The following is a 14,627-nucleotide window of genomic DNA, read 5'->3' on the forward strand; positions in this document are numbered from 1 at the left end:
GCGTTCGCCGGTGACCCGATGCGGTCTTCATGTCCGGCTGATACCTGGCCCTTGGCCCCGGGCTTCCTTCCTCAGCCGCCCAGCCCCGGCACCCCCGAGATCACCACATCGATGAGCTTGATGCCGAGGAAGGGCGCGATCAGGCCGCCGAGCCCGTAAATGGCCAGGTTGCGCCGCAGCAGATCGTCCGCCGAGGACGGGGTGTAGCGCACGCCGCGCAGCGCGAGGGGGATAAGTGCGACGATGACCAGCGCGTTGAAGATGATCGCGGAGGCGATCGCCGAGGTAGGGCTGTGCAGGCCCATGACGTTCAGTGCCGCCAGGCCCGGATAGGCGCTGGTGAACATGGCGGGGATGATCGCGAAGTACTTCGCGACGTCGTTGGTGATGGAGAAGGTCGTCAGTGCGCCGCGGGTGATCAGGAGCTGCTTGCCGATCTCGACGATCTCGATGAGCTTGGTCGGGTTGGAGTCCAGGTCCACCATGTTCCCGGCTTCCTTGGCGGCCGAGGTCCCGGTGTTCATGGCCACGCCGACGTCCGCCTGCGCCAGCGCGGGCGCGTCGTTGGTGCCGTCGCCGGTCATCGCGACCAGCTTGCCGCCCGCCTGCTCCCGCTTGATGAGGGCCATCTTGTCCTCGGGCGTGGCCTCCGCGAGGAAGTCGTCCACCCCCGCCTCGTCCGCGATCGCCTTCGCCGTCAACGGGTTGTCACCCGTGATCATGACGGTCCTGATGCCCATCCGGCGCAGCTCGGCGAAGCGTTCGCGGATGCCGTCCTTCATGACGTCCTTGAGGTGGATGACGCCCAGGACGCGCCGCCCGTGGGTGTCGTGCACCGCCACCAGGAGCGGGGTGCCCCCGGAGGCCGCGATCGCATCGCTGAACCACCGTGCTTCGGGCGGGACTTGCCCCCCGTAACGCTCCACCCACTCGATCACCTGGGCGGCCGCGCCCTTACGGATCGCGCCGTCGGTGCCGTCGGCCCAGCACAGATCGACGCCGCTCATCCGGGTCTGCGCGCTGAACTCGATGTATACGGCGTGCCCTGGGCCTTCCTCGCTCGCCCTGTCCGCCCTGTCCGCCCCGTCCGCCTCTCTCGCTCCGTTCAGCCCGGGGGCCGGGAGGGCGTAGCGGCGCTCGGCGAGCGCGACGACGGAGCGGCCTTCCGGGGTCTCGTCCGCCAGGGAGGACAGCTGGGCGATTTCCGCGAGCTGGAATTCGTCGATGCCGGGCAGGGGAACAAACGCGGTCGCCACGCGGTTACCGAGAGTGATGGTGCCGGTCTTGTCCAGCAGCAGGGTGTTGACGTCGCCGGCCGCCTCTACGGCGCGCCCCGACATCGCCACCACATTGCGCTGGACGAGCCGGTCCATCCCGGCGATGCCGATCGCCGAGAGCAGCGCCCCGATGGTGGTCGGGATCAAGGTGACGAGGAGGGCGACGAGGACGGTGGTGGACGGTGTGGCGCCCGCGTATCCGGCCATGGGCTGGAGGGTGACGACGATCAGGATGAAGGCGATGGTGAGCGCGGCGAGGAGGATGTTGAGGGCGATCTCGTTCGGGGTCTTCTGCCTGCTGGCGCCCTCGACGAGGGCGATCATGCGGTCGAGGAAGGAGTGCCCGGGGCGCGCGGTGACCCGTACGACGATGCGGTCGGACAGCACGGTCGTACCGCCCGTGACGCCGCTGCGGTCGCCGCCGGCCTCCCGGATAACGGGCGCGGACTCGCCGGTGACGGCGGATTCGTCGACCGCGGCGACACCGTCGACCGCCTCGCCGTCGGCCGGAATGAGCTCGCCCGCCTCGATGAGCAGGAAGTCGAACTGCCGCACCTCGCTCGCCGCGATGACCTCGGTGTCCGCGTGCTGGGGATGCATACCGACCCGCCAGTTGCGCAGCCGGCGCACGACGGTGTCGGTGCGCGCCTTGCGCAGGGAGGCGGCCTGGGCCTTGCCGCGGCCCTCGGCGACCGCCTCCGCGAGGTTCGCGAAAATCACCGTCAGCCAGAGCCAGAGACTGATCATCCAGGTGAAGACGGAGGGATGGAATGCCGCGGAGAGCGTGGTGAGCAGCGATCCGGCCGCGACGACGAAGAGCACGGGATTCCTGGCCAGCGCCCGGGGGTGCAGCTTGCGCAGTGCGTCGGGGAGGGCTTTGAGCAGCTGTTTGGGATCGAAGAATCCCCGGCTCTCGCGTCGTCGGCGCCGCGACCGGGCTCGTGGTGCGCTCACTGCGCCTGGGGCGCCAGGTGCCGAATCGCGCTGAGGAGCCGACGGATTCTGCGGCGGGGCGGCGGGAAGCATGCGCGGAGACCTTCTGCGCGTCCGGTCACTCGCACGCGGGCGGCCGGACGGGCCGATAGGGGACGGGGGCGGGTGGCCGCCGCGGCCTGCCGCTGCCCGCCCCGACGGTTGCTCCAGGGGTGCGGTACCAGGGGTGCGGTACGGGATGGCGCATGCTGCGCGCCGGCGTTCGCGGATGCCGGGCGGCCGAAAGGAAATCTAGGCCGCGAGTGACGCCCGAACGCCTTGCTGCGGAAGGAATTTGCGGCTCTCTTACGGCCGCCGCTCCGCATTGCCGAGGGAGATCCGATGAGGTGTTAAGCCTCCGTCAGGAGGTCCTGGGTGCGCGCCGGAAAAGCGTCAAGGGAATGCAGGCCGGGCCGGGGCGGACGACCGACGGATTTCCGATCGGAGCGTCGGCCCCGGCCGCGACCGTGCGGGACGCGCCGGCCCCGTGGGCGGAACGGCTAGCCCGCGCCCGCGTACACCCGGCTGGCGAATTCCGCGATCTGTTCGTCGCTGAGATTCTTTGCGAGATTGGCCTCCGTGATCATTCCGATCAGCTGGTGGCCGCCCTTGACGTCGATCACCGGAAGGCGCTTGATCTGGTGCGTCTCCATGGTCATCAGGACCTCGTTGGCGTCGGCATCGGCGTCGATCCAGTGCAGAGCCCCGTCGAGGGAACCGGCCTGCACCGTCGCCGGATCGATGCCTTCGGCACAACACTGAATGACGATGTCACGGTCGGTGATCAGGCCCATGAGCCTGTTGTTGTCGCCGCAGATGGGCAGGCAACCGACATTCATGTCGCGCATCATTTTCGCCGCGTCGAGAAGCGTCTGGTGAGCGCCTACGCACTGCACGCCGGCGGACATGATGTCTCGGGCTCGTAGCGTCGTAGCCATGATTTCTCCCGCCTTCGGAGCGTTGATTTCCCCCGCCTTCGATGACACCACGATTGGCTCTACGTCGCTCCCTGAGGTATGGCCGCCATGAGCGGGGGCCGCTCCGGCTCAGCCCGTTCAACGGCTCATGCCGCGCCCCGTGCCGTGTCCATGTCGGCATCCCTGCACGCATCGTTGCCGACATCCCACGCTGCATCTCTCTCCATCCCTCTCTCCAACCCTCTCTGCATCCCTCTCTCCAGCCCTCATCGCATTCCTGCCCCTCGCGAATTTCGGATACCTCACCGAGCCGCCACCCATGATGATCAATCGCCGCCACTCCCGCGGGATTCCTCGTCGCACGGAACGCCACCCCTCACCGGGCACGCGGCCCCCGCACACCACTCAACGCGCCGTCACCAACCCACCTCACAGGTTCCATTGGCGAACCGATAAACGCGCTTCCGCCACCCGACGGCGGATTTCCCCGCCCCGTTCGCCTAGCCCTTCTGGCGGTCACGCCAAATCCCCGCTCCGCGCTGACGTGCCCGTACGCTCGCCCGCGTGGCGAAAATCGTGGACGCAGTCAAGCGATTGCTGATCGGCCGGGCGCTGCCCAGCGAAGGCCTGCAGGAGACATTGCTGCCCAAACGCCTGGCGCTGCCGATTTTCGCCTCCGACCCACTGTCGTCGGTCGCCTACGCCACCCAGGAAATCCTGCTGGTCCTCACCCTGGGCGGACTGGCGTATCTGCACTTCGCCACCTGGGCCGCGGCCGCCGTGGTCTGCCTGCTGGCGGTGGTGGTGCTCTCCTACCGCCAGGTCGTCTACGCGTATCCGTCGGGCGGCGGCTCCTACGAGGTGGTCTCGACCAACCTCGGGCCGTCCGCGGGCCTGGTGGTCGCCGCGTCCCTCTTGGTCGACTACGTGATGACGGTCGCCGTCTCGGTCGCATCGGGGGTGGACAACATCATCTCCGCCATCCCCTCCCTCAACGAGTACCGAACGGTGATGGCGGTCGTCTTCGTCGCCCTGCTCGCGACCGTGAACCTGCGCGGCGTACGCGAATCAGGCCGCGCCTTCGCCGCCCCCACCTACCTCTTCATCGCCGGGGTGCTCATCATGTGCGCCACCGGACTGTTCCGCTGGCTCATCGGCGACGCCCCGGTCGCCGAATCCGCGGCGTACGGAATCGAGCCCGCACCCGGGGACGCCCACCTGGCCGGTCTCGCGCTGCTCATGCTCGGCCTGCGGGCGTTCTCCAGCGGCTGTACGGCGCTGACCGGCGTGGAGGCGATCTCCAACGGCGTCCCGGCGTTCCGCAAGCCCAAGTCGAAGAACGCGGCGACCACGATGGGCGCGATGGGCCTGATCGCGATCGTGATGTTCTCCGGCATCACCGCCCTCGCCCTGATCGCGAACGTCCATATCGCCGACGACACCTGCCGGCTCACCGGCTTCGGCGGCAACTGCCACACCACCCCGCAGCGCACCGTCATCGCGCAGCTCGCCGCCTCCATCTTCGGCGGCGCCCACAGCGTCGGCTTCTTCTACATCCAGGCCGCCACCGCCCTGGTCCTGGTCCTGGCCGCCAACACCGCCTTCAACGGCTTCCCGCTGCTGGCCTCGATCCTGGCCCAGCACCGCTATCTGCCGCGCCAGCTGCACACCCGCGGGGACCGACTGGCCTTCTCCAACGGCATCGTCGCGCTGGCCTTGGTGGCCGGAGCCCTCCTGTGGGCCTTCCACGCCTCCGTCACCAACCTCATCCACCTCTACATCCTGGGCGTCTTCACCTCCTTCACGCTCTCCCAGACCGGCATGGTCCGGCACTGGAACCGCGCCCTGCGCTCCGAGCCGGTCACGGCACGGCGACGGCACCACCACATCGCCCGCGTCATCAACGCCGTCGGCGCCGTGGTCACCGGCCTGGTCCTGGTCATCGTGCTGCTCACGAAGTTCACCCAGGGCGCCTATCTGGCGGTGATTGCGGCCGTCGTGCTGTGGGTGATGATGCGCGGCATCCGGCGCCACTACGACAACACCGCGGCCGAACTCGCCGTCGTGGACCCGCAGGCCGAGATCGTCCTGCCCTCCCGCGTGCACGCCGTCGTTCTGGTCGCCAAGATCCACAAGCCGACGCTACGGGCCCTCGCCTACGCCCGCGCCACCCGCCCCGACGTCCTGGAAGCGCTGACCGTCGCCGTCGACCGCGACGAGCTCGAGACCCTCACCGCGCAATGGGAGGCAACGGGTTTCGACACCCCGCTGAAAACTCTTGCATCCCCTTACCGCGAGATCACCCGCCCTGTTGTCGAGTACGTGCGCTCCATCGGCCGCACCAGTCCCCGCGATGTGATCAGCGTCTTCATCCCCGAGTACGTCGTCGGACGCTGGTGGGAGAACCTCCTCCACAACCAGTCGGCGCTCTGGCTCAAGAGCCGCCTTCTCTTCGCCCCCGGCGTCATGGTCACCAGCGTCCCCTGGCACCTCAGCAGTTCCGAACGCAGGCCCCCACGCCCCAGCGTCCGCGCCCCGGGCTCCGTCCGGCGCGGGGAACCGGCCCTGCCCCCCTCGGCCAGGAAGGGCCCCCCGGGACCGCAGACGGGCGACGGAGGCACGGGTTGACCTCGCTGACGTCGTTCTCGTCGACGGCAGCGAAGGCGACGTCCTGGATTTCATCGGCGATGCGATGGCCGAACCATCGCGCGGGGATCGCCGTCCGTGGCGATATCTCCCGTTGCACGGAGGCCGGTTCGGCGCTGCGGCACTTCGTCCGCGAGTGCAACCGCGGGCAGCAGACGTGGTTCCTGCCGACGTCGAGGAGCTGCGGGAGCGGCGGCTGAAGGGTTGAGCTGAAGGTGAGCTGAAGAGCTGGCTCAAGCGTCGGCTGAACGGGCAACTGAAGAGTCAGCCGAGGAGCGAGCGGTCCCCGTCCGGTGGGCCGAGTGTGGCGAGGGCGGGGCGAGTTGCCTGCCGCCGGGGGTCTGCAGCCCCCCGGCAGTGTGAGCCGTCGGTCAGCTCAGCCGGGCTTCGGCGTAAACGTTCATCGCGTCGCGCTGGTAGACGGCCAGCCCGTCGGCGATCTTGTCGAAGTTCGCGCGCATCTGCGGGTCGTCGACGTAGGTCTGGCCCAGCCCCTTGTACGCGTCGGCGCACGGGGTCCAGAAACGGCACACGCCCTGGTAGTGCGCGTCCAGCTCGGCCTGCACCGCCGGGTCGTCAACCGGGGTGCCGGCCACCATGAACTCCGCCAGGCGGATCATCTGCGCCGTCGCCTCACGCTGCCACTGCTCCATGTCCTCGGCGCTCATCGAATCGACGACCCGCTGGGACTGCTCCCACGCCTGCGGCCATCGCTCCTGCACCTCGGCCTCGGCCTCGGTAGAGGCGCGCTCAAAGCCCTCGAACAGGTTCTCGGGCCGGTTGATCTTTGTCATGCCGGTGTTCTCCTTTGCTTCCGTCAGTTCGGTGATGGTGCGGTCGACCGTGCGGGCGAGCGTCTCCAGCCGGTCCCGTTCCGCCAGCAGCCGTTGGTGGTGCTCACGGAGCACGGCAACCTGATCGACCTGGCTGTCCAGGACCGCCCGGATCTCGCGCAGCCCCACGTCCATCTCCCGCATCAGCAGGATCTGCTGCAGCCGCAGCAGATCGGCCTCCTCGTAATAGCGGTGGCCGTTGCTCCCGATCCACGCCGGCGGCAGCAGGCCGATCTCGTCGTAGTGCCGCAGCGTCCGGGACGTCACCCGGGACATCCGGGCCACATCCGCGATCGACCAGGCCATCGCCCCGCCTTCCACCACCCGGGCCGGTCTCTCCGGCCACACGGATGACAGTAGGAGTTGACGCAGCGGAAGCCGCAAGCCCGGAATTGCAAGCCGCAAGCCGCAAGCCGCAAGCCGCAAGCCCGGACCGCAAGCTGCACACGCGAGCTCGGGCCACGAGCAAGAACCGGCAGTCGGATCGCGGGACCGCCACCCACCGGGCAGCGAGGCCGGCGGCCGGCCGTCTCCGCGGCGACACGGGCGGAATGGGGCCAGGGGGGTAGAGGGGACTGCCCCGGCCACTAGCCCCCGGCCCCCGCCCCCATCCCCCTAAGGCAGAAACAGCCCAACCGCACTATCGATCGACCAGCTCTGCCACGACACGGCCATCAGCCCCGTGGCCGAAATCAGCGCCATCATCAGGTTCTGCCCCTGCTCTCCCCAGTCGTGGATCATCAGCACGAGATAGAGCAGATTCAGTACGAGCCCGCAGACCAGCGCGACGGGCGTCAGGAGTCCGACGATCAGGCCCAGGCCGAGGGCCAGTTCCGCATAGGCGACGACGTACGCCATCAGCCGCGGCCGGGGCTTCACGACGCGGTCGAAGCCCGTCCGTACCAGGGGCCAGCGGTGCTTCTCCGCCACGCCGGCGGCCCATGCGATGCCGCCGCCGGCGAACCAGTCCTTCTTGTCCTTGTGGCGCCAGCTTTCCAGCCACCAGAGCCCAAGGCCGATACGGAGGACCGCGAGCCATTCGGCTCCGCCGAGCCAGATCGTGTGCATGCCGTTCCCCTCGCCCCAGTGATGAACTGACGGAACGTCAGTTGAGCGGAACTCCCTTGATCTGGCAAGGGGTGCGGATTCCTCGCGCTTCTTGTGGTCGCGAGGGTCGGCCCATAACCTGAAAACTGATGGACCGTCAGATAGGGCCGGCCGAGTCGGCGGGCAGTTGGGGGTACAGCGTGATCAGCAACGGCAGTGGCGTGACGGAGCTCCCCAGGATCATCAGCGTGGATGATCACGTGATCGAGCCCGCGCACCTCTTCGAGACCTGGCTTCCGAAGAAGTACCAGGACAGGGGGCCGAAGCCCCTTACGGCCGGCATCGGGGAGCTGGAGTACGTCGGCGGGAAGTACCGGTTCACCACCGATCCGGAGGGCCAGATCACCGACTGGTGGCAGTACGAAGGCCTGCTCTTCCCGTACAAGCGCATCATCGCGGCCGTCGGCTTCTCCCGCGACGAGATGACCCTGGACGGCATCACCCGGGACCAGATGCGCCGCGGCTGCTGGGATCCCAAGGCGCGGCTGGCGGACATGGACGTCAACCACGTGGAGGCGTCGCTCTGCTTCCCGACGTTTCCGCGTTTCTGCGGCCAGACGTTCGCGGAGGCCGAGGACAAGGAAGTCGGCCTGGCCTGCGTCCGTGCGTACAACGACTGGATGGTCGAGGAGTGGTGCGGGGACAGCGGCGGCCGGCTCATCCCGCTGTGCCTCATCCCGCTGTGGGACATCGACCTCGCGGTCGCCGAGATCAGGCGCAACGCGGCGCGGGGAGTCCGGGCGGTGACGTTCAGCGAGATCCCGACGCACCTGGGGCTGCCGTCGATCCACTCCGGCTACTGGGATCCGTTCTTCGCGGCGTGCGAGGACACCGGGACCGTGGTGAACATGCACATCGGCTCGTCCTCCCAGATGCCGGCGGCCTCACCGGACGCGCCGCCCGCGGTGCAGGCGTCGCTGAGCTTCAACAACGCCATGGCCTCGATGATGGACTTCCTGTTCAGCGGCGTCCTGGTGAAGTTCCCCCGGCTGAAGCTGGCGTACAGCGAGGGGCAGATGGGATGGATCCCGTACGCCCTGGAACGCGCGGACGACGTCTGGGAGGAGCACCGGGCCTGGGGTGGAGTGAAGGACCTCGTGCCCGAACCGCCCTCGACGTACTACTACCGCCAGATCTTCTGCTGCTTCTTCCGCGACAGGCACGGCGTCGCATCGATCGAGACCGTGGGCGTGGACAACGCGACCTTCGAGACCGACTACCCGCACGTCGACTCGACATGGCCGCACACGAAGGAGGTGGCGGCGGAGCACGTCGGCGGCCTTTCCGACGAGGTGACGTACAAGCTGTTGCGCGGCAACGCCATCCGGATGCTGGATCTGCCGTTCGACCGGGACCGGACGGCGGGCAGCGCCTGAACCGACGCCGGAGCCTCCGCCCTACAGGACGGCGGGCAGCGCCTGAACCCACGCCGGATCCTCCGTCCTACGGGACGGCCGGTACGCGGCCCGGCTGTGTACGGCTCTCCGGCGGCCGGTGCGCCTCCGCGGTGTCGGCCGGCGGCAGCCGGGCGTGGACCGCCGTGCGCCACGGCCCCTGGGGTGCGTGGACGGTGAGTTCGGCGACGTTCTTCACGGCCCGGTCGGGGTCGGCGACGGCTTGCGGTGTCGCCGCGGCTGCCGGTCACCGGCGTCCGAGGGGGAGCGAGGGGCCGCCGGCCGCCGGTCACTCCGTGGTGGCCGCGTAGCTCCACCGAAGGCGCGCCAGCTCCCGCGCCCGTGCCTCCACGACCGCCATGCGGGCATCGCGCTCCACGGCTTCGGTGTGGGACGGCTGACCGGTCGCCTGGCCGGGCCACTTCCGGTAGAGGAGTCCGACCTCGGACGAGAAATGACCGCGGCTCGTCGCGTTCAGCGCGAGCAGCAGCCCCGTGTCCTCCGACGCCGGCAGGGCCATCCAGCCGCCGAGGGCGAGAAGCAGGTCGCGGCGGACGAAGAGGGTCGCCGGGTGCACCTGGGCGCGGAAACCGTTCGCCCTCCAGAAGTCGAGCACGGCGCCGCGCTCGATCGGCCCCGGCGCGGGATCCCAGGGAAAGCCGGCCGTGGAACCGTCGGGCAGCAGATCGAGGACGCGCGACGTCGTCCAGCCGAGGCTCCGGTCGGCCTCGAGCGCGGCCAGATCGCGGGCCAGCGCGCCGGGCGGCAGCTGGTCATCGGCGTCGAGGACCTTGACGTATGCGCCGTCCGCCTGGGACAGGGCGATGGTGCGTGCGACGCCGGGCCCGCCGGGGCGCCCCTGGCGGAAGGTCACGCGCTCATCGTCCGGGACGTGCGGGGCAACCTGATCGCTCTTCCCATCCTCCTGGATGACCCAGTGCCATTCCCACCCTTCGGGCAGGTCCTGCCGGCACACCGATATGTAGGCGTCCGGCAGGAAGTGGGCCGAGGGGGCATGAACGGCAGTGACGATGACGATGCGCCGAGGCACGGCCTCACCACCTTTCCCTGGGGAGCCGGCGCGGACGACGCGGCCTCCCGTCGCGCTGCGCTGTCAGGGGCCGGATCCCGCCGTGTCCACCGGTTGCGAGGTGCCTGCCTCGGTCATCGGCGCCTCCTCCGCCCGGGGGCGGCCAGGGCCGGCCCCCGCCCCGCGCTGTGGCGTGCGGGAGGCCGGTGCCGCCTCCCGGGCCGGAAGAGACCGGCGCGGCGGCCGTCCGGAGGGGGATCACCGGCGATGCCGTGCTCGGCGATGGGCGGGCAACGGTTCACGAACCCTCCTCGGCCGACCCGATGCGCGCGGCGGCCGGGGAACGGCCGTCGCCGCATGCGTGGCGACGCATGCGCGCGGGGCTGCCCACTGCGGGTAAGGCGCGTGTGACAGCGCGCCACAGGCCATGGCTCGGACGGCACGCCCCACGGTCATAGCGTGCGCCGGACGTCAGCTCAGCGCATGCGGAAGCGGCTCTCGCCGACCCGGCCGCCTCGGCGAACCGGTCACGAATCCCCGGTCCCGGCCCCGGCCCCGGCTCCAGTCCCAGGCCCGGTCCCGGTCCCGGTCCGGGCCTGGGACCGGGCCTCGGCCGGGCGGGGCGGCGAACCGGCCGGCGAACCGGCCGGCGTCGAGCTGTCCTCGTACCGGACCTCGTAGACACGCTCGGCGAACTTCCAGCCGTCGCCGGTGCGCAGGTAACGGTCGTGGTAAATGGCGTGGTTCAGTCCTCCGCGACCGTCGCGGAGGCGCCCGATCTCTGACATGTACGCGCGGCCGGACGCGGTGTCGCCGTCCAGCCGGATCACGCCCGGGTGCGTGTGCTGTACAAGGAACTCCACCACCTCCGGCACCCGCCTGCCCCAGGCCCGGATCGCCTCACGGCCTTCGAGCTCAACGGGAATATTCGGCATCCGCAGCGCGCCGTCCGGTGTGAACAGCAGAGCGATACGGTCGTAGTCGCGCATCATCACCGCGTCGGTGAACTCACCGCGCAGCGCCTCGATCTCGACGCGATCCGCGATGGCCTCAAAGTCACTCATCGGATTCCTCCCTGTCGCCGTGAACTCGCTGTACGAACGGGCCCGGGTGCCGGCCGGACGCACTCGCCGAGCGCCACCGGGTCTCCTGCTCGCTGGACGGTGTGCCCGCCCCAGGGGTACGACGGCACGGCCGCGCCGGAATGTGACACGGCGCCTATCGGAGCGCGCGACGAAGTCGGCGGCCGGACCAGGCCGGGCGGTGAAGTGGAGCCGGGCGGTGAAGCGGAGCCGGGTGGTGAAGCGGAGGAAGTGCGGGCGGACGGCCGGAGGTTCGGGCGGACCGTCCCTGTGGAGGGGGCGGGTCGGCTCCAGCAGCCCATGGCAACCCACGCCGGGGCCCCTACCGGCCGAGGTCATCGAGGCATCGCGGGCCCGGCAGCCACCGCGAGGGAATGCGTGTGTCCGCCAACCCAACTGCTCAGCCCGCCAGTTGGTGCACGGGAGCACGTACGAAAGCCCTGCGGCCGCTTGCGCGGTGGCGGTTGGTGCGCACCGGCGGCGACACCGAGCCCGGCTTGGAGTGCCGCCGGGGCGCTTCGGCAGCACTGGGAGGGTCCGGGCCAGGATCGTCCGGCGGCCCGCGACGCCTGGGACGAGAACGGGCTCGTCCGCCCCCTCCGCCCGTCTGCCCGTCCGCTCGTCGACTCGTCGATCGTCGGGAAGGCGAAATCGACTCCACGTGAGCCACGCCACAGCCGCGCACTGCCGCTCTCGGGCGGCGGTGTCCCACGGGAAGAGATCTCCCGCCGGAAGCGATCTCCCTGGTTCGGACACCCGGAGACGTTCGGACACCCGGAGACGTTCGGGCACCCGGGACGCCAGTCACTGAGGAGGTCCAGAGGTCCACCGAAACCAGACCCGCCCCGCGATCCGGACGGGCGGGAGAGAGCGGCCACCGGAGTGTGGTCGCCATGGATGGCGCCTTCACGGTGAATCCGGAGCGCCGGTCACACAGTTGGCCACCAAATGCAGGAGAGGCGCCTACGAAATTTCGTAGGCGCCTCTCCTGTGTTCCTTCAGTCGGGGTGGCGGGATTTGAACCCACGACCTCTTCGTCCCGAACGAAGCGCGCTGCCAAGCTGCGCTACACCCCGAAGCAACGAGCTCTACTTTAGCGGACTGATCCCCGTAGGCGAAATCCGGTTCCTGTTGAGCCGGGGAGCGGGCCTGACCTGGTCGATCGTGAGGGCGATCAGTGGGAGGAGGCAGGCGGTCGCGGCGAGGGTGAGGGTGGTGGAGAGGGGGCGGGGCGGGGAGCCGATGGCGGTGGTGAGGGAGAGGTGGAGGAGGGGGTAGGCCGGCCACTGCCAGGCGTAGGGGAGGCGGAAGCCGCGGGGGGCCGTCAGGAGGAGCCAGTCGGTGAGGGCGCCGATGGGGGTGGCGGTGGTGAGGAGGGGGTTGGTGGTGTCGGTGGGTGGGGCGAGGTGCTGGGTGATGGCGGCCAGGGCGAGGAAGACGACGAGGGCGCCGGTGAGGCGGGGGGAAACGGGGCGGCGGCCGGTCCAGGCGCGATGGGCGGACACGGAGAAGCCGAGGGCCGCGGCGAGGCCGGCCTGGACGGTGAAGTCGGTGAGGAGGCGCGGCGGGTCGGGGGAAGCGGCGGCCGCGAGGGCGACGCCGGCGAGGGCGGTCGCGGCGATCAGGGCGCGGACGGCGGCTGTGACGGGGCGGCGGATGGTGGGGGCGACGGCCGCGGCCGGGGTCCGGGCGGCGGCGCCGGCCGGGCCGGTCGCGTGGCGCGTGGACTGCGAGGTCCGGGTGGGGTCGGACATTCCTCCACGTTAGGGGGCGGACCCCCGGGCGGGGGAGGGGCGGGGCCGTGCGGCGCCGCCCCTCCTGCCGCTCAGTCGCGCGCCGTGAGCGTCAGCAGCGTCGCCTCCGGGGGGCAGGCGAAGCGGACCGGGGTGTAGCGGTTGGTGCCGCAGCCGGCGGAGACGTGGAGGTAGGAGGTGCGGCCGTCGGCGGTGTGGGTGGACAGGCCCTTGACGCGGTCGGTGTCGATGTCGCAGTTGGTGACCAGGGCGCCGTAGAAGGGGATGCACAGCTGGCCGCCGTGCGTATGGCCCGCCAGGATCAGCGGATAGCCGTCGGCGGCGAACGCGTCCAGGGAGCGCAGGTAGGGGGCGTGGACGACGGCGAGCGAGAGGTCGGCGCCGGATTCCGGGCCGCCGGCCACCTCGGCGTAGCGGTCGCGCTTGATGTGCGGGTCGTCCAGGCCGGTCAGGGCGATCTCGATGCCCTCCAGCTTGAGGCGGCCGCGGGCATTGGACAGGCCGACCCAGCCCGCCGCGTCGAAGGCGTCGCGGAGGTCTTCCCAGGGGTTGTGGACGACGCCGACGGCGGGCGCGTTGCCGTTGAGGCCGTGCCGGCCCTGGGCCCGTTCGATCAGATAGCGGGCGGGGTTGCGCAGCTTGGGGCCGTAGTAGTCGTTCGAGCCGAAGACGTACGCGCCGGGGAACTCCATCAGCGGGCCCAGGGCGTCCAGGGTCTCCGGGACGGCGTTGGGGTCGGAGAGGTTGTCGCCCGTGTTGATGACGAAGTCGGGGCGCAGCCCGGCCAGCGACTGCAGCCAGCGCTGTTTCTTGCGCTGTCCGCCGACCATGTGGATGTCGGAGACCTGCAGGACGCGCAACGGTCGCATGCCGCGGGGCAGTACGGGCACGGTCACGCGTCGGAGGCGGAAGGAGCGGACTTCGAAGCCGGCGGCGTAGGCCAGGCCGGCCGCGCCGACTGCGGTCAGGGTCAGGGGTACTCCGTATCGCGCGCGCATGTACCCATCGTGGCAGAGGTGCGCGGGTGCGGGAGAACGGGAGGCGACCGGGGGGCGACGGGCGGGGCCTGCGGGGAAAAGGCGCGGCGGTTGTCGGTGGGTGGGGGCATACTCAACGGCATGACCACGCTCAAGTCCAAGCTGCAGGACGACCTCACCACCGCGATCAAGGGGCGCGACGAGCTGCGCTCCTCCACCCTCCGCCTCACGCTGACCGCGATCCAGAAGGAGGAGGTCGCGGGTACCGAGGCGCGCGAGCTGTCCGACGGCGAGGTCGAGAAGATCATCGCGCGGGAGGCGAAGAAGCGCCGGGAGGCCGCGGAGGCCTTCGACAAGGGCGGCCGGGCCGAGTCGGCGGAGCGGGAGCGGGCCGAGGGCGAGGTGCTCGCGGACTATCTGCCCAAGCAGCTGACCGACGACGAGCTGGAGCAGCTGGTCGCGGCGGCGGTGGCGGAGGCCAAGGGGGCCGGTGCCGAGGGGCCGCGCGCGATGGGTGCCGTGATGAAGATCGTCAACCCGCAGGTGGCGGGCCGCGCCGACGGCGGCCGGGTGGCCGCGGTGGTGAAGAAGCTGCTGGCGGGCTGAGCTCGTAGGCCGGGGGCGCGCCGAGGCGGCGC

13 protein-coding genes and 1 tRNA gene are annotated in these 14,627 nt (G+C 70.4%); 4 read left to right on the plus strand and 10 right to left on the minus strand.

The features are described 5' to 3' along the window. Positions 1-71: 71 nt before the first annotated feature. Positions 72-2,303, minus strand: a complete 2,232-nt coding sequence (gene kdpB, locus AC5677_RS21240) for a potassium-transporting ATPase subunit KdpB (protein ID WP_497189504.1) — start codon at positions 2,301-2,303, stop codon at positions 72-74. Positions 2,304-2,749: 446 nt separating this feature from the next. Beyond that, positions 2,750-3,187: a CBS domain-containing protein gene (locus AC5677_RS21245; RefSeq protein WP_497196704.1), complete on the minus strand. Its 438-nt coding sequence runs from the start codon at positions 3,185-3,187 to the stop codon at positions 2,750-2,752. 543 nt (positions 3,188-3,730) lie between these two features. On the opposite strand from AC5677_RS21245, the gene AC5677_RS21250 reads away from it, so the two are divergent. After that, the gene (locus tag AC5677_RS21250) at positions 3,731-5,794 is read left to right on the plus strand and encodes an APC family permease (protein ID WP_497189505.1); all 2,064 of its coding nucleotides are present in this window, start codon (positions 3,731-3,733) and stop codon (positions 5,792-5,794) included. Between the two features lie 59 nt (positions 5,795-5,853). Continuing rightward, positions 5,854-6,012: a DUF4180 domain-containing protein gene (locus tag AC5677_RS21255; protein ID WP_497189506.1), complete on the plus strand. Its 159-nt coding sequence runs from the start codon at positions 5,854-5,856 to the stop codon at positions 6,010-6,012. Positions 6,013-6,183: 171 nt separating this feature from the next. Here AC5677_RS21255 and AC5677_RS21260 read toward each other — a convergent pair whose 3' ends face one another. Both AC5677_RS21260 and AC5677_RS21265 read right to left on the minus strand, forming a co-directional pair. Next, the gene (locus tag AC5677_RS21260) at positions 6,184-6,951 is read right to left on the minus strand and encodes a MerR family transcriptional regulator (RefSeq protein WP_497189507.1); all 768 of its coding nucleotides are present in this window, start codon (positions 6,949-6,951) and stop codon (positions 6,184-6,186) included. A 309-nt stretch (positions 6,952-7,260) separates the two neighbouring features. Beyond that, positions 7,261-7,713, minus strand: coding sequence for a DoxX family protein (locus tag AC5677_RS21265; RefSeq protein WP_497189508.1), 453 nt, complete (start codon positions 7,711-7,713; stop codon positions 7,261-7,263). A 128-nt stretch (positions 7,714-7,841) separates the two neighbouring features. Between AC5677_RS21265 and AC5677_RS21270 the strand changes: the two genes are divergently transcribed. After that, the gene (locus AC5677_RS21270) at positions 7,842-9,128 is read left to right on the plus strand and encodes an amidohydrolase family protein (protein ID WP_497189509.1); all 1,287 of its coding nucleotides are present in this window, start codon (positions 7,842-7,844) and stop codon (positions 9,126-9,128) included. 67 nt (positions 9,129-9,195) lie between these two features. Here the strand turns inward: AC5677_RS21270 and AC5677_RS21275 are convergent, their stop codons facing one another. From AC5677_RS21275 to AC5677_RS21300, 6 genes are all read right to left on the minus strand, one after another. Further along, a complete protein-coding gene (locus tag AC5677_RS21275) occupies positions 9,196-9,345 on the minus strand; it encodes a hypothetical protein (RefSeq protein ID WP_497189510.1) in 150 nt (49 codons plus the stop codon). 90 nt (positions 9,346-9,435) lie between these two features. Next, entirely contained in the window at positions 9,436-10,197 is a 762-nt protein-coding gene (locus AC5677_RS21280) for a glycosyltransferase family 2 protein (RefSeq protein WP_497189511.1), read from the minus strand. A gap of 506 nt (positions 10,198-10,703) precedes the next feature. Continuing rightward, positions 10,704-11,240: a nuclear transport factor 2 family protein gene (locus AC5677_RS21285; protein WP_497189512.1), complete on the minus strand. Its 537-nt coding sequence runs from the start codon at positions 11,238-11,240 to the stop codon at positions 10,704-10,706. Positions 11,241-12,260: 1,020 nt separating this feature from the next. Further along, a tRNA-Pro gene (locus AC5677_RS21290) sits at positions 12,261-12,334 on the minus strand. A gap of 12 nt (positions 12,335-12,346) precedes the next feature. Continuing rightward, positions 12,347-13,012, minus strand: coding sequence for a Pr6Pr family membrane protein (locus AC5677_RS21295; RefSeq protein ID WP_497189513.1), 666 nt, complete (start codon positions 13,010-13,012; stop codon positions 12,347-12,349). A 71-nt stretch (positions 13,013-13,083) separates the two neighbouring features. Next, complete coding sequence (locus AC5677_RS21300; protein ID WP_497189514.1) at positions 13,084-14,010, minus strand: metallophosphoesterase; 927 nt, start codon at positions 14,008-14,010, stop codon at positions 13,084-13,086. Between the two features lie 120 nt (positions 14,011-14,130). Here AC5677_RS21300 and AC5677_RS21305 point away from each other — a divergent pair, with 120 nt between their 5' ends. Next, positions 14,131-14,595, plus strand: a complete 465-nt coding sequence (locus AC5677_RS21305) for a GatB/YqeY domain-containing protein (protein WP_497189515.1) — start codon at positions 14,131-14,133, stop codon at positions 14,593-14,595. The last annotated feature ends 32 nt before the right edge of the window (positions 14,596-14,627 follow it).

The sequence above is a fragment of the Streptomyces sp. JLSY215 genome, assembly GCF_059682825.1.